The organism is Haloferax chudinovii, from assembly GCF_042663345.1.
GTDB lineage: Archaea > Halobacteriota > Halobacteria > Halobacteriales > Haloferacaceae > Haloferax > Haloferax chudinovii.
Map to the genome: position 1 here is coordinate 733,227 of NZ_JBHTAB010000001.1, position 19,132 is coordinate 752,358.

Sequence of the window (19,132 nt, forward strand, 5' to 3'; positions counted from 1 at the left end):
CGCAACGGACGCTCCCGCGCCGCCCGTAATCGGTCGAGAGCGCAGGCGGCGCGGTCGCTGTCGCGGCGGTGACGCGGAAAAGCCGAGGTCTGGACCGGGCGCTACTCGTTGACTTCGAGCACTTTGCCGGCCGCGATGGTCTGTCCCATGTCGCGGATGGCGAAGCTCCCGAGTTCGGCGATTTCTGACGACGGTTCGATGCTGAGCGGCTTCTGCGGACGCAGTGTGACGACAGCGGCGTCGCCGGCCTTGATGAAGTCCGGGGTCTCCTCTGCGACCTCTCCCGACGCGGGGTCGAGCTTCTGGTCGAGCGATTCGAACGTACAGGCCACCTGCGCCGTGTGGGCGTGGATGACCGGCGTGTAGCCAGCGGTGATGACCGAGGGGTGTTGCATCACGACGATCTGCGCCGTGAACGTCTTGGCGACCGACGGCGGGTCGTCGGCCGGGCCGCAGACGTCGCCGCGGCGGATGTCGTCTTTGCCGACGCCGCGGACGTTGAAGCCGACGTTGTCGCCGGGTCCGGCCTCCGGGACCTCCTCGTGGTGCATCTCGATGGTCTTCACCTCGCCGCCGGCGTCAGACGGCATGAACCGGACGTTGTCGCCGGTCTTGAGGACGCCCGTCTCGACGCGGCCGACGGGGACCGTCCCGATGCCGGAGATGGTGTACACGTCCTGAATCGGGACGCGAAGCGGGGCGTCGGTCGGCGGTGACGGCTCTGGGAGGTTGTTGAGCGACTCCAGTACGGTCGGCCCGTCGAACCACGGCATGTTCTCCGAGGGCTCGGAGATGTTGTCGCCCTCGAACGCCGAGATGGGGATGAACCCCGCGTCGTCGGAGTTGAACCGCACCTGGTTCAGGAGCTGTTGGACCTCCTCTTTGACCTGCTTGTAGGAGTCCTCGCTGTAGTCGACGACGTCCATCTTGTTGACCGCGATGATGAGTTCCTCGATGCCGAGCGTTCGGGCGAGGAAGACGTGCTCGCGGGTCTGCGGCGCGACCCCGTCGTCGGCGGCGACGACGAGAATCGCGTGGTCTGCCTGCGACGCGCCCGTAATCATGTTCTTCACGAAGTCGCGGTGACCGGGCGTGTCGACGATGGTGAAGTAGTACTTCTCCGTGTCGAAGCGCTGGTGGGCGATGTCGATGGTGACGCCGCGCTCGCGCTCCTCGGCGAGGTTGTCCATGACGTAGGCGAACTCGAAGCCCGACTTCCCCTTGGACGCCGCCTCCTCGCGGTGCTGTTCGATGATGTGTTCCGGGACGCTACCTGTCTCGAACAGGAGCCGGCCGACGAGCGTGGACTTCCCGTGGTCGACGTGTCCGATGATAGCTAGGTTCTGGTGTGGTTTGTCTGCCATGGGTATCAGGGCGGTGTCGCCCAGTTTGGTAAAATATGACACCCACAGGTAAATCCGTTTTCCCGGGGCGAAGCGCGTCTCGCGCCGGCTCCGACGGGTCGCAGAAAGGGGTTGTCAGGAAACGCGAAAACTCAGGAACGCCGTCACGTTGCGACGCCGTCGGGCGAACCGAGCGGAAAGTCGAAGCGGGAGACGTCGGCTCAGAACCCACGCATCGCGGCGGCCATGTCGGCGAAGGTGGCCGTGCGACGAACGGACTGCTCGTGAGCGTGGGACGTATCGGCGTTATCTTTTACAACAATCATAGTAACTAATTCTACTTTTCGGATAATAAATCTACCGCCGGAGCCGAGTCGCCGAGACGGCCGCGCGATATCAAAGGATAAAGTGCGCTCCCCCCGAGTGAGACGTATGGCCGGCGAGGATATCGACGACGTGGACAGGGCGATTCTGTACGCACTCCAGGAGGACGCCCGGAACATGTCGTCCGGCGACATCGCGAAGCGAACGGGAACCTCGGACAGCACCGTCCGCAAGCGCATCCAGCGGCTCGAATCCGACGGCGTCGTCAAAGGCTACAGCGCGAGCGTCGACTATCAGAAGTCGGGCTATCCGCTCCGAATGTTGCTGTACTGCACCGCCTCGATTCCCAAGCGGGGCGAACTCGTCCCCGAGATTCTGAAGATGGACGGCGTCGTGGCGGTCCAGGAGTTGGTCACCGGCGAACAGAACCTCCTCGTGACCGCCGTCTGCGAGACGGACGGCGACATCACGTCCATCGCCCAGGAGCTCCTCGACATGGGCGTCACCGTCGCCGACGAGGTTCTCGTCCGCACGCACGAGACGACGCCGTTCGGTAAGTTCGATTCCGAGAGGCACGCGGAAAACGACTCCTGAGCGGGCGCGCACCCGATATCTCCGACGAACGGAGCGTTCACGAATCGCTCACTGAGACCGACGAGCGACCGCGGTCGCCGGTCGCCGCGGCGAGGTGACACCCACCGGGCCGCCGTACCAGCTCGTTCGCGCACATCGCGTTATCAGGTTTCTAGCCTCGAACGAGCTGTTCTACGCGGAATCGACGTTCAGAGTCGATAGTCGATGCCCCCCGAACCCGCAAAACTATAATGTTCTATAATGGCTAATTTGCGAACGGTTTGTGAATGTAGATAGATTTAATAGACAATCTGTTCTTGGATGGGTGTAAGGACGACCAGTATCGGACTGAGAGGCGGTCTCGATGACCGGACTGGTCAACGACGAATCGAACGATGTCAGGACACAACTCGAACTCGACGGTCGGAGCACTCCCGGACGCGTCGGCGGATTCGCCGTTCGCGCCCGTTGCACTAACGCGGCTCGTGTGGACGCTGTTCGCCGCGAGCGTCGCCGTGCTCTTTGCCCGAGTCCGACTCGGCGGCGCGTGGGAGGTTCCCGGCGTCGTCGCCGTCGACGGCCTGACCGTGCTTCTGTGGGTTGTCGTGACGTTCTTCAGCGGCATCGTCCACAGCTACTCGCGCCGCTATATGGCCGGGTCCGCCCACGAGACGAAGTTCTTCGCGACCGTGTTCGGCTTCACGGTGGCCGTGATGGGTCTCGTCGCGGCCGACCACCTCGCGCTGTTCTGGCTCCTCTGGCTCGCGATGGGACTCGTGATGGCGAGCCTCATCGGCGTCGTCGACGGCTGGTCGCAGGCGCAGGCCGCCGAGCGCGTCGCCCGCAACTACTTCCTCGCCAGTAGCGCGTTCCTCGGCGTCGCGCTCGCGGCGCTGTGGTGGGCGACCGGTGCGACGACGGTCTCGGGCATCGCCGCGAACGCCGACGGACTCGGCGGCCCGGCGTGGCTCGTCGCCGTCGTCGCGCTCGTGCTCGCGGCGATGATTCAGTCCGCACTCGTCCCGTTCCACGGCTGGCTCCTCTCGTCGATGACCGCGCCGACGCCCGCCTCGGCGCTGATGCACGCCGGGTTCGTCAACGCCGGCGGCATCCTCCTGCTCCGGTTCGCCCCGGTCGTGACCCTCGACGCCACGCTCATGCTCGGCATCGTGACCGTCGGCGCGACGAGCGCTCTCGTCGGGAAACTGCTCAAGAACGTCCAGTCGGACGTCAAGAGCGAACTCGGCTGTTCGACCATCGGGCAGATGGGCTTTATGATTATGCAGGCCGGTCTCGGCTTCTTCGGGGCCGCGATTACTCACCTTATTCTGCACGGCTTCTACAAGGCGTACCACTTCCTCAGCGCGAGCGGCGCGGTCGAACGGACAGCCCCGACCGACCACGAGAACCCGGATACCGGACTCGCGGGCACGGCCGTCATCGTGGCGACCGGACTGGCCGGTGGCGCGCTGTTCGCGGCGCTCACCGGGAAGGGAACGAACCTCGACAGCGGACTCCTGCTCGTGGCGTTCGTCGTGCTCACCACGCTACACGCGGCCCGCAACGTCGTCGCGCGCGCCGCGCTCCCGTCGACGGCCCGCTACGGCGCGGTCCCGCTCGTCTTCCTGCCGGCCATCGCCGTGTACGCCCTCGTCTACGAGGCGATTTCGAGCGTGCTGTCCGGACTACCGGTGGTCGAGGCACCCGCCGAACTGAGCGCGCTCCACGCGCTCGTCGCCGGCGTCTTCCTCGTCGTCTACGTCGCGATAGAACTCGGCGTCCACGAGCGGAGTCGTCGTCTCTACGTCGCGCTGTTGAACGCGAGCCAACCCGCGTCCAGCACCATGCAGACCGCTACGGAGGAATACAATGAGTACTGAACACAGCATCGAAGACAGCATCGACAAAGCCGCGACCACCGTCGGCTCGGTCTGGCCGGTCCACTCGTTCGTGACGGCCAACCCGCTTTCGGGCTTCGAGGACGTGCCGTTCAGCGAGGCGGTCACGCAGGCCGCGGACCTCGTCGGCGGCCGCGGCTACCCGACCCCCGAGACGTTCGAAGCGGCCCTCGAAGGGGGCCAAATCGACCCCGCGGTACTCGACGCGGAACTGGCCGAGCGCGGCTACGAAGACGACCCCGACGCCCTGCTTGAGCGCATGGCCGCCGGCGACGAGTCGGGGCCCGCAGACGCCGAGGCCGACGCCGACACGGACGCCGCGCGGGTCGACCGCGTGCTGACGAAGTGGCTGTCGGCGTTCCTCGACGAGGGCCAAGCCCACTGGCCGATGCCGGACCGCGAGGACGGCTTCTACAGCGCCTTCCGGTCGATGGCCGCGTACGACGGCCAAATCCCCGACGACGGTATCGTCGCCGACCTGCCCGAGTCGCCGGTCGAGGCCATCGAGGCCGCGTTAGCGCCGTATTCCGAGAGTCAGTTAGTACCGATATTCGAGGAGCAACTCGCCGCGCTCCCCGGGTGGACCGGCTTCATCAAGCAACGCGCCGCCGACGGCGGCGAGTGGCAGTCCGCGTACCCGATTTCGCTCGACGGCTACCTCGCGGCCCGCCTCGCGCTCCTCGACGCGTTCGGCGTCGACATCGCGCCGTCGACCGGGTCGAAGGGCGACGAGGCCGAGGCGGCCGACGAACTCGCCGAGGCGTTCCTGAGCGCGTGGGAGGCGAGCTACCGCGACGAGCTGGTCGACCGCGTCGCCGCCGAGAGCGAGGCGCTCGACACCAGCGCCACCACGGGTCGCCCGGAGGCGCAACTGGTCTTCTGTATCGACACGCGCTCGGAGGTCATCCGCCGGCACATCGAGGCGACCGGTGACTACGAAACCCACGGCTACGCCGGCTTCTTCGGCATCCCGATGGAGTACCGGGGGTACGACGCCGAGGTGGCGGTCGACGCCTGTCCCCCGATTGTCGACCCGCAACACCGCGTCTCCGAGGTGCCGACCGGCGGCGATGCGAAGGCGACTCACGACCGCTGGTCGCGCTTCCGCGAGGCGGCGGGCGAGGCCATCGAGGCGCTGAAGACCAACCCCGCAACCGCCTTCGGCTTCGTCGAGAGCGCGGGGAGCGGCTACGGGGTGGCGCTCGCGGCCCGCACGCTCGTCCCCCGTCGCGTCGCCGACCTGCTCGGAACCGCCGACGACGCGGTCCCCGACACCCACGAGTTCTGCGACCAGGTGGTCCACCACCAGCACTCGTACGCGGGCGACCTCCCGGTGGGGCTGACCGACGACGAGAAAGTCGAGTACGCCGCGAACGCCTTCGGGCTGATGGGCTGGGACGAGTTCGGCAGACTCGTCGTGTTCGCCGGTCACGCCAGCGAGACGGCCAACAACCCCTACGATTCGAGTCTGGACTGCGGTGCCTGCGCCGGCAACCCCGGCGGCCCGAACGCCCGCGTCCTCGCGGCCATCTGCAACGACGAGACGGTCAAGAGCGAACTCCGCGACCGCGGGTTCGACATCCCCGACGACACGGTGTTCGTCGCCGGCCAGCACAACACGACGACCGACGAAATCGAACTGTACGACGGCGACGTACCGGAGAGCCACGCGGACGACCTCGACCGGTTGCGCGCCGACCTCGCGGTGGCCCGGGAGCACGCGGCCGCCGAGCGGACTGGGGAAGAGGGCTCCGCGGCCGTCAGCGAGGCGGAGCGCCGCGCCGCCGACTGGGCCGAGACGCGCCCCGAGTGGGGACTGGCCGGCAACGCCGGCTTCGTCATCGGCCCGCGCGAACTGACGAGCGACCTCGACCTCGACGGGCGCGCGTTCCTCCACTCGTACGACCACTCGACGGACCCCGACGGCGACGCGCTCGAAGCGATTCTCACGGGGCCGATGGTCGTCACCCAGTGGATTAACGCCCAGTACTACTTCTCGACGGTCGACAACGCCGTCTACGGGAGCGGGTCGAAGGTGACCCAAAACCCCGTCGGCAACGTCGGCGTCTATCAGGGCAACGGCGGCGACCTGATGACCGGGCTCCCGCTCCAGTCGCTACTGGCCGCCGACGACACGCCGTACCACCAGCCGCTCCGCCTCTCGACGGTTATCCACGCGCCGGTCGACCGCGTCACCGACGTGCTGGCCGACCACGCGGAACTGACCGAACTGCTCGACAACGACTGGCTCTCGCTGACGGTCGTCGACCCGACGCGGGACCACCGCGCGTTCCACTACGAGGAGGAACTGACGTGGACGCCGGCGTCCGAACGGGTCGAAGCGCGCCCGGAGACGCCGGCCGCGACCGCCGTCGCGGACGATTAACCGCTCGGCCCGGAACGCGTTCTCTGTCGGGCGCTGGTGAGCGCGTCACCTGACGCTCCCCGAAGGGTCGTCAAAACCCGCTCACGGCTCGTTTGCTACCGGTCTGCGTCGACGACGGTGAGTGTGACCTGATGGACGCCCTTCAGCGGCCGAATCCGGGAGAGCAACTCCTCGATTCGCTCGCCCGTCCCGTCAACGGCGATGGACTCCAGACAGAGGTGGTCGCCGAGGTGGACGTGATGGACCGCGATGATGGTCTCGGTGAAGTCGTGTTGCAGTTCGGTCATCTCCTCGCTCACGCCGCTGTGGTCGTGCTCGTAGAGGACGACCACGGTTCCGCTGAGGCTCCCGGAGAGACCCGTCTGTCGGTTGAACTCCGTGACGAACGCGCGAAGCGCGTCTCTGGTCGCCTCCGAGCGACTGTCGTACTCGCCGGCGGCGACCACCTCGTCGAGGTCACCAAGCAGACTCGGCGGGAGCGTGACGCTCATCCGGTCGACGTCCTGGCTCATACCCCGCCTTTTCGAAGCAACCGCTTAGTCGTTGGCAGTGACGGTTCCGAATCGGCGACATCCCGACCAGTATTACGATTTAGAAGAAAAGTATTATTACTCGACCACATCACGCGTGTGATACGAATGCACATTCCGGACGGCTTTCTCGACCCCTGGGTGGCGGGTCTCTTCTGGCTCGGCTCCGGCATCGTGATCGGTATCGCGGTCAGACGCGCCCGTGGCGAACTCGGCGACGAGCGAACGCCGCTTCTCGGCGTCGTTGCGGCGGGCATCTTCGCCGCGCAGATGTTGAACTGGCCGATTCCGGGCGGGACGAGCGCTCATTTCGTCGGCGGGGCGTTCGCCGGTATCCTCCTGGGACCGTATCTCGGCGTCCTCGCGATGACCGCCGTCGTGACGATACAGGCGCTCGTGTTCGGCGACGGCGGCATCATCGCGCTCGGTGCGAACCTCTTTGCGATGGCCGTCGTCGACGTCCTCGTCGGATACGCCCTCTTCCGAGCGCTCCGCGGAGTTCACGAAACCGGCGGTTCGTTCGTCGCCGGGTGGGGGGCGATTACCGTCTCGGCGCTGGTCGTCGGCGTCGGCATCGGCCTCTCGTCGGCGTTCGCCTACGAACTGGGCGCGGCCGTGGTAATCATGGTCGTCGGCCACGCGCTTTTGGGTCTCGTCGAGGGCGCGATTACGGCCGCGGTCTACGGCTACGTCGCGGACGCCCGGCCGGACCTCGTCGTCGGGCGACTCGACGACGACTCGCTTTCCCCGGAGGTGGGGCTGTGAACCCGCTCGTGTCTGATTCGTGGGGGCGGCGGGCGCTCTTCGGACTGCTCGTGCTCGTCGTCTTGGCTCCCGTGTTCGGCTGGGCGTCCGGCGTCGTCGGGTACGCCGAACCGCTCGAAAGCGCCGCCGAAGAGACCGGGGCGACCGACGCGGCCGACCCCGTCACCCCCGGACTGCTACCGGAATACTCCGTCCCTGGGCTCAGTTCGCCGCTCGGAACGCTCGTCTCGGCGGTCGTCGGGACGGGAGTCACGCTGGCGGTCGCAGTCGGGGCCGGTCGACTCCTCGAACAGTGACCGGCGTCGTCGGCCGCTCGGTCGAATCCATCACTGGGGCGCTCCGGACCGTCTTCACGGCCGAACAGGTGGCCTCGTCCGACGGGTTTCTCCAGCGACGGGACCCGCGCGTCTCCCTGTGTTCGGTCGCTGGCCTCGCGCTGGCGGTGATGATCACGCGAACCGTCGCGGTCACCATCTGTTTCGGTGTCGTGACCGTCCTCCTGGCGAGGCTGTCGGCCGTTCCGCTCCGACAGTTGCTCGCACGCTCGGCGGTCGTTCCGCTCGCATCCGCCGTTATCGTCGTTCCGCAAGCCGTACTGCTCCCCGGGGACGCGCTCGTACGGGCGTTCGGGTTCGCCGTCACTGACGACGGCCTCGCGTACGTCGTGCTGTTCACCCTCCGCGTCGGCGTCGGCGTCGCGCTTCTGTCGCTCATCGTGATGACGACGCCGTTCTCGAGGGTGGTCGCGGCCATGCGAGAACTTCGCGTCCCGGTCGCGCTCGTGTGGGTCGTCGCCGTCACCTACCGGTACCTGTTCCTGTTTTTCGACGAGTTACAGCGACTCGTTCTCGCGCGGAACAGTCGCACGACCGGACAGTCGAGTCTTCGCGACGGGTGGCGCGATGCGAAACGGCTCGTCGGGACGTTCCTGTTGCGGACGCTCGACCGCGGGGAACGGGTCGGCCGCGGGATGCGGGCCCGTGGCGGTTCCCGACCACCGTCACCGTACAGCCGGTCGCGGGCCGTCGACGGGGGCGACTACGCGCTGGTCGCACTCGCCGTCGTCGCCGTCGTCGGCTCGGGGGTGATTCGATGGGGCCTGTGATCGAAGCGCGGGGACTGACACACGAGTACCCGGACGGAACGACGGCGCTCCGGGACGTGACGGTCACAATCGAGGCGGGTGAGCGGGTCGCCGTCATCGGTGCGAACGGGTCGGGAAAGAGCACGCTACAACTCGTGCTCGGCGGCCTCGTCGAGCCGACGGCCGGCACGGTCGAGTACTTCGGCGAGACGGCGGATGCCGAAGCCGTCAGGGACCGCCTCGGCGTGCTCCTGCAAGACCCCGACGACTACCTGTTCAATACGACCGTCCGCGAGGACATCGAATACGGGCCGGCCCAGCTCGGGATGTCGCGGCGGGCGGCGACACAGCGAGTCGCGCAACTCGCGGCCGAACTCGGGTTAGAGCCCCTGCTGGACCGCCCGCCGTTCCGTCTGTCGGGCGGCGAGAAACAGCGGGCGGCGGTCGCGAGCGTCCTCGCGTTCGAGCCGGAGGTGCTCCTCCTCGACGAACCGTTCGGCGCCGTCGACGCCAGCTACCGAGAACGCATCCTGAAACTGGTGACCGACCGCGAGGGAACCGTGGTGCTGTTCACGCCGTCTGTGGACGTCGTACCCGAGGTTGCCGACCGAGTACTCGTCGTCGGGCAGGAGGGGTCGATAGCCGCGGACGGACCCGTTCGAGACGTGCTGACAGACACTGCCCTGCTGAGAGACAACGGCCTCCGGCCGCCGGCGACGGTGCAGTTGTTCGAGGGGATTCTCGACGCTGACGACGTTCCGCTGACCGTCTCGGACGCGCGAGCCCACCTTCTAGACGAGACACAGTAGTGCGCTGTATCCGGTCCCCGTCACCGAAATCAGCCACGGAGCGGTCGAACCGTCGCCGGACTCTAATTCGACCACGGTGTTCACGAATCGATTATTGAGTTCGTCTCTCTTGAGGTCAATCTCGGAGCGCACGAGGAGTATCCCGACTCACGCGCAGATGTTCGCATTCGGTATCGCGATAATTGCTTTATTACCCTCGCCGCCACCCCGGTCGGTGTCGCATCCGAACGGCATATTTCGCCAGCAGGTTGCGGGTTCGTGGTGTTTTCTCCCGAATCGAGGGGCAAATTAATGCAAGATTGTGGCCACACCGAGCGAACAGATACCAAAGCATTACTTATCCCAGTTCGCAGGGGCGTGTATGGGCCTTCGCAAGCCGCCGTTGTACGACGTCCACGCGGACGCCGGGGCGACGTTCACCGAGTTCGGCGGATGGGACATGCCTGTGGAGTACGACTCCATCAAGGCCGAACACGCGGCCGTCCGCGAGTCGGTCGGCATCTTCGACGTTTCGCACATGAGCGAACTCGAGGTGTCCGGCCCGGACGCGACCGCGCTGATGCAACGCCTGACGACGAACGACGTGACGGCCCTCGAACCGGGTGACTCGCAGTACTCGGCCATCGTGAACGACGAGGGCGTCATCGTCGACGACACCGTCGTCTACCGACTCCCCGACCGCGACGAGCGGGTCTATCTCTTCATTCCGAACGCCGGGCACGACGAGGAGATGTCCGACCGCTGGACCTCGTTCCGCGACGAGTGGGGTCTCGACGCCACCGTCGAGAACGTGACCGAGGAGTGGGCGATGTTCGCGGTACAGGGCCCCGACGCCCTCGATTCGCTCACCGACGCCGCGCCCGACGCGGCCCTCGGCGACCGCTCGAAGTTCCAGGCGACGTTCGCCGACGTGGCGGGCGTCGAGTGCTGGGTGGCCCGGACGGGCTACACCGGCGAAGACGGCTTCGAGGTCCTCTGCCCGTGGGACGACGCCGAGACCGTCTGGGCGGCGCTCGACGCGACCCCCTGCGGGCTCGGCTCTCGCGACACGCTCCGCATGGAGATGGGCTATCTGCTCTCGGGACAGGACTTCGACCCCGAGACGGAGCCTCGGACCCCCTACGAGGCCGGCATCGGTTTCGTCGTCGACCTCGACACCGAGTTCGTTGGGCGCGACGCCCTCGAACGACAGCGCGAGGCCGGCGTCGACGAGACCTTCGTCGGCTTCACGCTCCTCGACCGCGGCGTCCCCCGACACGGATACGACATCGCCGACGCGGACGGCGAGGTCATCGGCGTCGTGACGAGCGGGACGATGAGTCCGACGCTGTCGGAGCCCATCGGCCTCGGTTACGTCCCCGTCGAGTACGCAGACGACGAGACCGAGATTTCGGTGCTCGTCCGCGGCCGCGAGAAGCGCGCAGTAATCGTGACACCTCCCTTCATCAACTGACAATGTTCGAAATTCCCGACGACCGGAAGTATCTGGAATCGCACGAATGGGCCACCACCGAAGGCGACGCCGCCCGCATCGGCATCTCCGACTTCGCGCAGGACGAACTGGGCGACGTCGTCTTCGTCGAACTCCCAGCCGAGGGCGACGAACTCGCCGCCGGCGAGGAGTTCGGCGTGGTCGAGAGCATCAAGGCCGTCTCGGACCTCTACGCCCCCATCTCGGGCACGGTCACGGCCGTCAACGAGGAGCTGTTCGACGCCCCGGAACTCCTCAACGACGACCCCTACGGCGACGGCTGGATGCTCGAAGTCGAACCGGCCGACGAAAGCGAGTTCGACGACCTCCTCTCCCCCGAGGAGTACCGCGAGCAGACGGAGTGAGATGACGGCTGGAAACGGACGGCGGGCCGGAAGCCCGTACGCCCCACACACCGATGCCGACGAGGAAGCGATGCTGGACGCCGTCGGCGTCGACAGCGCAGAAGACCTCTTCGACATCCCCGAGGCGGTCCGCTTCGACGGCGAGTTCGGCGTCGCCGGTGCCGACGAGCGCGAGCTCAGAGACGCCATGGCCGACCTGTTTTCGCGCAACGAGGAGCTGACGGAGTTCCTCGGCCGCGGCCACCACGCCCACTACGTGCCGGCGCTGGTCGACGACCTCTCGCGGCGCTCGGAGTTCCTCACCTCGTACACGCAGTACCAGCCCGAAATCGCGCAGGGTTTCCTGCAGGTGCTGTTCGAGTACCAGTCGATGCTGGTCGAACTGACCGGTCTCCCGGTCGCAAACTGCTCGATGTACGACGCCGCGACGGCGCTCGCCGAGGCCGCGCTCCTCGCGAACCGCCTCCGCCGCGGCGCGAGCGGCCACCGCGTGCTCGTCCCCGAGCACCTCCACGAGGGCCGTCTCGGCGTCCTCGAGAACTACCTCGACGGCGCGGAGATGGAAATCGGCGAGTACCCGATGGCCGACGGCGCGGTCGACGTCGAGGCCCTCGCGGACCTCGTCGACGACGAGACCGCGATGGTTTACGCGGAGACGCCGACGGTCCGCGGCGTCATCGAGGAGCGGCTCGCCGACATCGGCGACCTCGCCCACGACAACGACGCGCTGTTCTGTCTCGGAAGCGACCTCGTGGCGCTCGCGCTCCTCGAAGAGCCCGCGAGCGTCGGTGCCGACGTGGTCGTCGGCGAGGCCGGCGCGCTCGGCCTCGGAACGGCCTACGGCATGGGCCTCGGCATCTTCGCCACCCGCGAGGAGTACCTCCGGCAGGTCCCCGGCCGCCTCGTCGGCGCCTCCGAGGACAAAGCCGATATGCGGGCGTTCACGCTGACGCTCCAGACCCGCGAACAGCACATCCGCAAGGAGCGCGCGACCTCGAACATCTGTACGAATCAGGCGTGGGTCGCGCTCCGAACGGCCATGCACATGGCGTGGCTCGGCCCCGACCGCCTCGTCGACCTCGCGACGCAGGCCGTCACCGACGCGCGCGACCTCGCCGCCCGACTGGACGAGCTTTCGGGCGTCAAAGCGCCGCTGTACGACCGCCACCACTTCCGCGAGTTCGTCGTCCGAACCGACCAGCCCGCACCCGCCATCACGAACGACCTCGCGGGCCGCGGGTTCGCGGTTCACGCCCTCGACGACCACCACCTACAGGTCTGTATCACCGACGCGAACGCCGACGCCGCGGACGGACTGGTCGCGGCCTTCGAGGAGGTCATCTGATGAACTTCGACCAAGCCCGATTCAGCCGCGACGACGAGTACGAACCGCTCCTGTCCGAGAAAGACAGCACCACAGTCAAGGTCGATTCCGAGGGCGTCCTCCCCGACGACCTGACCCGCGACGAACTGACGCTCCCGGCGCTGTCGGAGCCGCAACTGGCGCGCCACTACACGCGGCTGTCGCAGATGAACTACAGCGTCGAACTCGGGCCGTACCCGCTGGGGTCGTGTACGATGAAGTACAACCCCTCGTTCACGGAGGACGTGGCGGCGGACCCCAACGCCGGGGTCCACCCCGACCGCTCCGACCGAACGATTCAGGGGACGCTCGGCCTCCTGCACGGCCTGCAGGAGTACCTCGCCGACATCGGCGGGATGGACGCCGTGACGCTCCAGCCCCCGGCGGGTGCCGCGGGCGAGTTCACGGGCATTCTCGTCGCCAAGGCCTACCACGAGTCCCGCGGCGACGACCGCTCGGAGATTATCATCCCCTCGTCGGCCCACGGGACGAACTTCGCGTCGGCCGCGATGGCCGGCTACGACGTGGTCGAACTCCCCTCGGACGACGACGGCCGCGTGGACATGGAGGCGCTCGACGCCGCCGTCTCCGAGGAGACGGCCGCGCTCATGCTCACGAACCCCAACACGCTCGGGCTGTTCGAGCGCGACATCGTCGATATCGCCGAGTTGGTTCACGACGCGGGCGGCCTGCTGTACTACGACGGCGCGAACCTCAACGCGTTGCTCGGCCGCGCCCGCCCCGGCGACATGGGCTTCGACATCATGCACTACAACGTCCACAAGACGTTCGCCACGCCCCACGGCGGCGGCGGTCCCGGTGCCGGGCCGGTCGGCGTGGTCGACGAGCTCGCGGAGTTCCTCCCGAGTCCGATGGTCCGCGAGACGGCCGCCGGCTACGAGCAGTACGAACCCGAGTCCTCTATCGGCAAGGTCCACGGCTTCGCCGGCAACTGGCTCGTGCTCGTGAAGGCGTACGCCTACATCGCCCGCCTCGGCGACGCGGGCCTCGCGGACGCCAGCGCGAAGGCCGTCCTCAACGCCAACTACCTCGCCTCGCAGATAGCCCTCGACGTCCCGTACGGGCCGTTCCACCACGAGTTCGCGGCGACCTCGGGGGACCGCGACGCCGCCGACGTGGCGAAGCGCATGCTCGACTACGGCGTCCACCCGCCGACGACGAAGTGGCCCGAACTCGTCTCGCAGGCGATGCTCACGGAGCCGACGGAAGTCGAGGACAAGGCGTCGCTCGACGACCTCGCGCACGCCTTCAACGCGGCGTACGCCGACTCCGACGAGGCGCTCGAAACCGCGCCCTCGAAGACCAGCGCCCGCCGCATCGACCAGGTGTCCGCCGCGCGGAACCCGCGGCTCTCGTGGCGGGCGCTCGGCGACGACGAATAACGAGAAAACCTCTTTTCGCGGTTACGCTTCGGCCTTCGCGTACGTCTCGATGTCGTCCGTGATGTGGATGTAGCCGTAGTCGCACTCCGTGCAGTGCCACTTCGTCTTCGTGCCGAGGTGAATCTCCATGCTGGCGGCGAGGTAGAACGTGTCGTTGCCGCAGGCCGGGCATTCGCGCTGGATTTCGAGGTCGCTCATGGGGTCGAATCCGTGGTAGTCGTTGTTGAAGATATTGGTTCGCGGGCGGGTCCGACCTTTGATAAACTGATTATGACGATATGAAACCTGTTTTTCGTCGTCAACTCCCTCGTCTGTCCGTTCAAGGGGGCCGCGTCCCGCCCCGCCGAACTCCGAGGCCGCGATGGACCGGAGTCCTCCGCCCCGTCTGTCAAAGTATTATACAGTTTCGGACACAGTCGCCGACTGTGCCCTCCCGCATCACCGAGCGCCCCCGCGTACTGCTGTTTTCCCTCCTCACCGTCGTTTCGGGCGGGCTGACCGTCCGGGCCGCCGCCCGCGGTCACGACCCCGTGCAAGTGTTGCTCCTCGCCTCGCTGGCGGGGTACGCGGTGACGGGGCTGTTGTTCCAACGAGTGCCGAACGTCGAGCGCCTCGCCGCGGTCCCGCTCGGCGTCGTCGGCGTCGCCGCCTACGCGGTCGGCGCGCCGACGGACCTCCCGGTGCTGTTAGTTCTCCTCGGCGTCGGGGGAGCGGTCGACCTGTTGTGGGACCCGACCGGGAACGTCTCCGGAGAGCGGCCGGAGTGAGAACCTGATACCGGCGTGGGCGGTCGGCGTCGGCGAGTGCGGAACGGAGATGCGGTCGAGTCAGGACGCGGCTACGCCTCGCGGGAGTCGATGCTCCCCAGTTCGGGCGTCGCGTCCTCCCCGGCGCGCGCCCGCACCGTGCCGATACCGACGGCGACGACGTAGATGCCGACCGCGACCAGCACGATGACGCCGCCCGCGGTCGCCTCGCCGTAGTAGGACGCGCCGATACCGAGGAGGACGGCGAGTTCGGCGAGCACGACGGAGACCAAAAGCGACTCCGAGAAGCTTCGGGAGACCTGCGCCGCGCCCGCGACGGGGACGACGAGCATGGCGGCGACGAGGATGACGCCCATAATCTGCATCGCGCCGACGACGACCAGCGCTGTCAGCATGACCATCACGCGGTTGTACCACGTGACCGAGATGCCCGAGACGGCGGCGGCCGTCTCGTCGAACGTCACGTAGAGCAGTTGGTTGCGCGTGAGCGCGACGGTGCCGACGATGACGGCGAACAGCACGAGTAGGATGGCCGCGTTCTCCGCCGAGACGGTCGAGAGGTTGCCGAAGAGGTACTGGTTGATGCCGACCGCGAGGCCGCCCGCGTTGAGGCTGATGAGGACGGTCCCCAGTGCGAAGCCGGTCGACAGCACGATTGCCATCGACACGTCGTTGTAGGCGTCGGTCGCCTCGGAGATGAGTTCGATGAGGAGCGCCGCGATGACCGCGACGACGACGGCGGTCAGATACGGCGAGACGCCGAGGCTGAACACGCCGTTGAGAAAGAGGCCGACGGCGACCCCGGCGAAGGCGGTGTGGGCGAGCGCGTCGCCGATGAGCGCGAGCTGGCGGTGGACGAGGAACGTCCCGATGAGGGGGGCCATCACGCCGATACAGAGGCCGACGAGGATGGCGCGGTGCATGAACCGGTAGTCGAGGAATCCGAGGCCGGTCGCGTCGCCGACGGCGAAAAGCAGGTCGGACCACAGCGCGAGGAGCCAGTAGACTGGCGCGAGGACGGCGTCTAACGGCCCCGCCTGCAACGCGGCGAACAGTTCGACGGGTATCACGCGCCACCACCGCCCGAACCGCCCGAACCGCCCGCAACGGAGGCCGCCGTGCCGAACGCCCGCGCGAGGGCGTCGCTCTCGACGAACTCGTCGGTCGGGCCGTCGAAGTAGACCTCGCGGTTGAGACAGACGACGCGCCGGGCGTGGTCGGTGACCGCGCCGAGGTCGTGCTCGATGAGGAGAATCGTGATTCCCTCTTCGTTGAGCGCTTCGAGCAGGTCGTAGAAGGCGTCGACCGACTCGGCGTCGACGCCGACGGTCGGCTCGTCCAAGACGAGCAGGTCGGCCTCGCCGGCGAGCGCGCGGGCGATGAAGGCGCGCTGGCGCTGGCCGCCCGACAGCTTCGTCACCCGACGGTCGGCGAAGTCGGTCATCCCGACCGTGGCGAGCGCCGCGTCGACGATGCGGTGGTCCGCGGCCGAGAGCCGGCCGAAGCCGACGTGGGGGAACCGACCCATCTTCACGACCTCGCGGACGGTGATGGGCATCTCCTTGGAGGCGCTGGCGTGCTGGGCGACGTAGCCGATTCGCGCGCCGTCGTCGAAGGCGTGGGAGGGCTCGCCGAACAGCCGCGCGGTCCCCTCGCCGGGCCGGAGCAGGCCGAGGATGAGCTTCATCAGCGTCGACTTGCCGGAGCCGTTCGGCCCGACGATGGCGACGTACTCGCCGGGGTCGATGCGGAGCGAGATGTCCTCTACGACGGGCGTGGCGGTGTAGCCGAACTCGACGTCTGCGAGTTCGACGAGGGGGTCAGACGAGCCGCGGCCGTCGTCGGTGGCGTCGTCGGCGACACCGGTGTCGGCGGACTCCGCGGACTCCGCGGACTCGCCGTTACGGAGGGCGCTCATTCGAAGTTCCTCCACTCGTCGGCCCAGCCGTCGTAGCCGACCTCCTCGGGCGACTTGTTGCCGAGGACGATCTCGAACGTGGGCATGTTGATGTTGTACGCGATTTCCTCGTAGCCCCAGTCGTTTTCGACCCAGTCCTCGCGGACGCCCGCATAGGGGGTGACGGGGAAGTACGCCTCGACGGGCGTCTCGGCGATGAGCTGTTTCGCCGGGCGGCGCGTCTCGAAGACGCCCGCGCCGATGTATCGGATGTCGTTTTCTTCGATGACGTGCTTCGCCCCGGTGATGTCCGAGGGCTTCACGTCGCCGCTGGCGGCGAGGTTGACCACGAGCGGGCGCATCTCGACGCCGTAGCGGACGCCGATGTACTGGAAGGCGTTGTGGGCCGCCAACTGGACGACCTTGCGCGACGCCCGGTCGAAGATGTCCTGATAGTCCCGGTCGATGCGGTCGAGCACGTCGGTTTTGTACGCGTCGGCGTTGTCGCGGAACGTCTCCTCGTACTCGGGGGCGAGTTCGACCAGCCCCTCGGTGATGTTGTCGACGGCGGTCTTGGCGCGCCGCGGGTCGAGCCAGAAGTGAGGGTCCTTCCCGCGACCTTCGCCGACGCCCTCTTCGTCGCGGTCGAGGCTCGCGGCGAGTTCCACGAGTTCGACGCCCTCGCGGACGTTGATGAGTTGGGTGTCTACGTCGTCGTCTTTCAGCGTCTGGATGGCGCGGTCGGCCCACGGCTGGAAGTCCTTCCCGACGTAGACGAACGCGTCGGCCTCGATGATGTCGCGCGTGACGCTCGCGTCCGGTTCCCAGCCGTGACCGTGGAGGCCGGTCGGAATGAGGTTCTTGAGCGTCACCGGCGTGTCGGCCGCGACCTTGCGCGCGAAGTCGTAGAAACTGAAGAACGAGGCGACGACGACGAAGTCGTCTTCCGACTCGGACCCGCCGGAGGCGTCGTTCGAACCGGTGTTCGAGCCGCCGCTTTCGCTTCCCGCTCCGACGGCTCCGCCGAGACAGCCGGCGAGGCCGGCCGTCAACAGCCCGGAACCGGCCGCGACGACCGACCGCCGAGATATTTTGGGGCCGGACGAATATAAATTCGCTTTCATCACTACTCTAGATAGAGATAACACATTATATAGATGTGTTGCTCTAAGTTTGAAATTAGACAAGTCTAAATCAGTGGCGAGCCGCAACGGCTCACGGGGGACCGACGACGCGACAGCCGAGACGGCGCGCTCGGACCCACCGGCGTGCAAATCTCTTTGAGTCGGCGCGCCCAACGACGAGCCATGGGAATCGAACTCTACGCGCTCGACGGCTGTCCGTACTGCGAGAAGGTCCACGACGCGCTCTCCGAGGCGGGGGTCGACTACGAGACGCAGTGGGTCGGCGCGCTACACTCGGACCGAAACGAGGTCAAGCGCGTGAGCGGCCAGCGCGGCGTCCCGGTCCTCGTGGACGGTGACCGCGGCGTGACGATGTCCGAGAGCGAGAACATCCTCCGGTACGTCGACCAGACGCTGGCATGAAGATATACACCGGCCGCGGCGACGAGGGGATGACCGACCTGCGGGACATGACCCGCGTATCGAAGACGAGCCACCGCATCGAGGCGTACGGGACGGTTGACGAGGCGAACGCGCTCATCGGTACCGTGCGCCCGACAGGCCACGGCGACGTGGACGACGTGCTCGAAGCCGTCCAGAACCACCTCCACATCGTGCAGGCCGACCTCGCGAACCCCGACCCCGACGAGGGCGACCCCCAGATAGCCGCCGACCACGTGGACGAACTCGAAGCGTGGATAGACGAGGCCGACGAGGAACTCGACCCGCTCACGTCGTTTATCCTCCCCGGCGGGAGCGAGACGGGGGCCAAACTCCATCACGCCCGCGCGGTGTCGCGGCGGGCCGAGCGACGCGTCGTCTCGCTCGCGGCGGAAGAACCCGTCAACGAGGAGGTCGTCGCCTACCTCAACCGCCTCTCCGACGCGCTGTTCGTCTTCGCGCGACTGGTCAACAAGCGCGACGGCGTGCCCGAGGAGTCGCCGACGTACTGAGTCCGAGCGGCCGCCTCGGCCGGCGCGGTCGCTCGCGAGGATAGTGGGACCAGGACGGACGAATCGTGCCCACGGTA

General features: G+C 67.3%; 20 protein-coding genes. 14 read left to right on the top strand and 6 right to left on the bottom strand.

Annotated features, from left to right (window positions below):
• Positions 1-101: 101 nt before the first annotated feature.
• The gene (gene tuf / locus ACFQI8_RS03885) at positions 102-1,364 is read right to left on the bottom strand and encodes a translation elongation factor EF-1 subunit alpha (protein WP_390242894.1); all 1,263 of its coding nucleotides are present in this window, start codon (positions 1,362-1,364) and stop codon (positions 102-104) included.
• Positions 1,365-1,775: 411 nt separating this feature from the next.
• On the opposite strand from tuf, the gene ACFQI8_RS03890 reads away from it, so the two are divergent.
• The 3 genes from ACFQI8_RS03890 to ACFQI8_RS03900 all read left to right on the top strand — a co-directional run bounded on the left by ACFQI8_RS03890 (position 1,776) and on the right by ACFQI8_RS03900 (position 6,524).
• Positions 1,776-2,261 carry an Lrp/AsnC family transcriptional regulator gene (locus tag ACFQI8_RS03890; RefSeq protein ID WP_390242895.1) on the top strand — a complete coding sequence of 162 codons (486 nt, stop codon included), beginning with the start codon at positions 1,776-1,778 and terminating at the stop codon, positions 2,259-2,261.
• Between the two features lie 374 nt (positions 2,262-2,635).
• Entirely contained in the window at positions 2,636-4,120 is a 1,485-nt protein-coding gene (locus ACFQI8_RS03895; RefSeq protein ID WP_390242896.1) for a proton-conducting transporter transmembrane domain-containing protein, read from the top strand.
• Entirely contained in the window at positions 4,110-6,524 is a 2,415-nt protein-coding gene (locus ACFQI8_RS03900; RefSeq protein ID WP_390242897.1) for a DUF2309 domain-containing protein, read from the top strand. Before ACFQI8_RS03895 ends, ACFQI8_RS03900 begins: the two co-directional genes overlap by 11 nt.
• A gap of 95 nt (positions 6,525-6,619) precedes the next feature.
• Here the strand turns inward: ACFQI8_RS03900 and ACFQI8_RS03905 are convergent, their stop codons facing one another.
• Positions 6,620-7,036, bottom strand: coding sequence for a CopG family ribbon-helix-helix protein (locus ACFQI8_RS03905; protein WP_390242898.1), 417 nt, complete (start codon positions 7,034-7,036; stop codon positions 6,620-6,622).
• A 126-nt stretch (positions 7,037-7,162) separates the two neighbouring features.
• On the opposite strand from ACFQI8_RS03905, the gene ACFQI8_RS03910 reads away from it, so the two are divergent.
• The 8 genes from ACFQI8_RS03910 to gcvPB all read left to right on the top strand — a co-directional run bounded on the left by ACFQI8_RS03910 (position 7,163) and on the right by gcvPB (position 14,314).
• Positions 7,163-7,819: an energy-coupling factor ABC transporter permease gene (locus tag ACFQI8_RS03910; protein ID WP_390242899.1), complete on the top strand. Its 657-nt coding sequence runs from the start codon at positions 7,163-7,165 to the stop codon at positions 7,817-7,819.
• The gene (locus ACFQI8_RS03915) at positions 7,816-8,115 is read left to right on the top strand and encodes a PDGLE domain-containing protein (protein WP_390242900.1); all 300 of its coding nucleotides are present in this window, start codon (positions 7,816-7,818) and stop codon (positions 8,113-8,115) included. Before ACFQI8_RS03910 ends, ACFQI8_RS03915 begins: the two co-directional genes overlap by 4 nt.
• Positions 8,112-8,924 (top strand): cobalt ECF transporter T component CbiQ, encoded by an 813-nt coding sequence (gene cbiQ, locus ACFQI8_RS03920; RefSeq protein WP_390242901.1) that lies wholly within the window; start codon positions 8,112-8,114, stop codon positions 8,922-8,924. The genes ACFQI8_RS03915 and cbiQ overlap by 4 nt, the downstream gene beginning before the upstream one ends.
• Positions 8,912-9,712: an energy-coupling factor ABC transporter ATP-binding protein gene (locus ACFQI8_RS03925; protein WP_390242902.1), complete on the top strand. Its 801-nt coding sequence runs from the start codon at positions 8,912-8,914 to the stop codon at positions 9,710-9,712. The genes cbiQ and ACFQI8_RS03925 overlap by 13 nt, the downstream gene beginning before the upstream one ends.
• Positions 9,713-10,073: 361 nt before the next feature.
• The gene (gene gcvT, locus ACFQI8_RS03930) at positions 10,074-11,165 is read left to right on the top strand and encodes a glycine cleavage system aminomethyltransferase GcvT (protein ID WP_390242903.1); all 1,092 of its coding nucleotides are present in this window, start codon (positions 10,074-10,076) and stop codon (positions 11,163-11,165) included.
• A gap of 2 nt (positions 11,166-11,167) precedes the next feature.
• Positions 11,168-11,548 (top strand): glycine cleavage system protein GcvH, encoded by a 381-nt coding sequence (gene gcvH / locus ACFQI8_RS03935; RefSeq protein WP_390242904.1) that lies wholly within the window; start codon positions 11,168-11,170, stop codon positions 11,546-11,548.
• Between the two features lies 1 nt (position 11,549).
• Positions 11,550-12,893: an aminomethyl-transferring glycine dehydrogenase subunit GcvPA gene (gcvPA, locus tag ACFQI8_RS03940; RefSeq protein WP_390242905.1), complete on the top strand. Its 1,344-nt coding sequence runs from the start codon at positions 11,550-11,552 to the stop codon at positions 12,891-12,893.
• Positions 12,893-14,314: an aminomethyl-transferring glycine dehydrogenase subunit GcvPB gene (gene gcvPB, locus ACFQI8_RS03945; protein WP_390242906.1), complete on the top strand. Its 1,422-nt coding sequence runs from the start codon at positions 12,893-12,895 to the stop codon at positions 14,312-14,314. The genes gcvPA and gcvPB overlap by 1 nt, the downstream gene beginning before the upstream one ends.
• 21 nt (positions 14,315-14,335) lie before the next feature.
• Here the strand turns inward: gcvPB and ACFQI8_RS03950 are convergent, their stop codons facing one another.
• Complete coding sequence (locus ACFQI8_RS03950; RefSeq protein WP_004969725.1) at positions 14,336-14,512, bottom strand: DUF7838 family putative zinc beta-ribbon protein; 177 nt, start codon at positions 14,510-14,512, stop codon at positions 14,336-14,338.
• Between the two features lie 227 nt (positions 14,513-14,739).
• Here ACFQI8_RS03950 and ACFQI8_RS03955 point away from each other — a divergent pair, with 227 nt between their 5' ends.
• Positions 14,740-15,081 (top strand): hypothetical protein, encoded by a 342-nt coding sequence (locus ACFQI8_RS03955; RefSeq protein WP_390242908.1) that lies wholly within the window; start codon positions 14,740-14,742, stop codon positions 15,079-15,081.
• Between the two features lie 71 nt (positions 15,082-15,152).
• Here the strand turns inward: ACFQI8_RS03955 and ACFQI8_RS03960 are convergent, their stop codons facing one another.
• The 3 genes from ACFQI8_RS03960 to ACFQI8_RS03970 are packed head-to-tail and all read right to left on the bottom strand — an operon-like array spanning position 15,153 to position 18,102.
• A complete protein-coding gene (locus ACFQI8_RS03960; RefSeq protein ID WP_390242909.1) occupies positions 15,153-16,151 on the bottom strand; it encodes a metal ABC transporter permease in 999 nt (332 codons plus the stop codon).
• The gene (locus tag ACFQI8_RS03965) at positions 16,148-16,999 is read right to left on the bottom strand and encodes a metal ABC transporter ATP-binding protein (RefSeq protein ID WP_390242910.1); all 852 of its coding nucleotides are present in this window, start codon (positions 16,997-16,999) and stop codon (positions 16,148-16,150) included. Before ACFQI8_RS03965 ends, ACFQI8_RS03960 begins: the two co-directional genes overlap by 4 nt.
• Positions 16,996-18,102, bottom strand: coding sequence for a metal ABC transporter substrate-binding protein (locus tag ACFQI8_RS03970; RefSeq protein WP_390242911.1), 1,107 nt, complete (start codon positions 18,100-18,102; stop codon positions 16,996-16,998). The genes ACFQI8_RS03965 and ACFQI8_RS03970 overlap by 4 nt, the downstream gene beginning before the upstream one ends.
• Positions 18,103-18,285: 183 nt before the next feature.
• Here ACFQI8_RS03970 and ACFQI8_RS03975 point away from each other — a divergent pair, with 183 nt between their 5' ends.
• Together ACFQI8_RS03975 and ACFQI8_RS03980 are read left to right on the top strand one after the other, a co-directional pair.
• Positions 18,286-18,525 carry a glutaredoxin family protein gene (locus ACFQI8_RS03975; RefSeq protein WP_390242912.1) on the top strand — a complete coding sequence of 80 codons (240 nt, stop codon included), beginning with the start codon at positions 18,286-18,288 and terminating at the stop codon, positions 18,523-18,525.
• Positions 18,522-19,055 (top strand): cob(I)yrinic acid a,c-diamide adenosyltransferase, encoded by a 534-nt coding sequence (locus ACFQI8_RS03980; protein ID WP_390242913.1) that lies wholly within the window; start codon positions 18,522-18,524, stop codon positions 19,053-19,055. The genes ACFQI8_RS03975 and ACFQI8_RS03980 overlap by 4 nt, the downstream gene beginning before the upstream one ends.
• The last annotated feature ends 77 nt before the right edge of the window (positions 19,056-19,132 follow it).

Bases quoted from the DNA above. Each gene is read 5' to 3' on its own strand.
- ACFQI8_RS03970 (WP_390242911.1), bottom strand. From the start codon at position 18,102: ATGAAAGCGAATTTATATTCGTCCGGCCCCAAAATATCTCGGCGGTCG.
- gcvH (WP_390242904.1), top strand. From the start codon at position 11,168: ATGTTCGAAATTCCCGACGACCGGAAGTATCTGGAATCGCACGAATGG.
- ACFQI8_RS03975 (WP_390242912.1), top strand. From the start codon at position 18,286: ATGGGAATCGAACTCTACGCGCTCGACGGCTGTCCGTACTGCGAGAAG.
- ACFQI8_RS03925 (WP_390242902.1), top strand. From the start codon at position 8,912: ATGGGGCCTGTGATCGAAGCGCGGGGACTGACACACGAGTACCCGGAC.
- ACFQI8_RS03965 (WP_390242910.1), bottom strand. From the start codon at position 16,999: ATGAGCGCCCTCCGTAACGGCGAGTCCGCGGAGTCCGCGGAGTCCGCC.
- ACFQI8_RS03950 (WP_004969725.1), bottom strand. From the start codon at position 14,512: ATGAGCGACCTCGAAATCCAGCGCGAATGCCCGGCCTGCGGCAACGAC.
- ACFQI8_RS03895 (WP_390242896.1), top strand. From the start codon at position 2,636: ATGTCAGGACACAACTCGAACTCGACGGTCGGAGCACTCCCGGACGCG.
- gcvT (WP_390242903.1), top strand. From the start codon at position 10,074: ATGGGCCTTCGCAAGCCGCCGTTGTACGACGTCCACGCGGACGCCGGG.
- tuf (WP_390242894.1), bottom strand. From the start codon at position 1,364: ATGGCAGACAAACCACACCAGAACCTAGCTATCATCGGACACGTCGAC.
- ACFQI8_RS03900 (WP_390242897.1), top strand. From the start codon at position 4,110: ATGAGTACTGAACACAGCATCGAAGACAGCATCGACAAAGCCGCGACC.
- ACFQI8_RS03905 (WP_390242898.1), bottom strand. From the start codon at position 7,036: ATGAGCCAGGACGTCGACCGGATGAGCGTCACGCTCCCGCCGAGTCTG.
- ACFQI8_RS03980 (WP_390242913.1), top strand. From the start codon at position 18,522: ATGAAGATATACACCGGCCGCGGCGACGAGGGGATGACCGACCTGCGG.
- ACFQI8_RS03910 (WP_390242899.1), top strand. From the start codon at position 7,163: ATGCACATTCCGGACGGCTTTCTCGACCCCTGGGTGGCGGGTCTCTTC.
- gcvPB (WP_390242906.1), top strand. From the start codon at position 12,893: ATGAACTTCGACCAAGCCCGATTCAGCCGCGACGACGAGTACGAACCG.
- gcvPA (WP_390242905.1), top strand. From the start codon at position 11,550: ATGACGGCTGGAAACGGACGGCGGGCCGGAAGCCCGTACGCCCCACAC.
- ACFQI8_RS03890 (WP_390242895.1), top strand. From the start codon at position 1,776: ATGGCCGGCGAGGATATCGACGACGTGGACAGGGCGATTCTGTACGCA.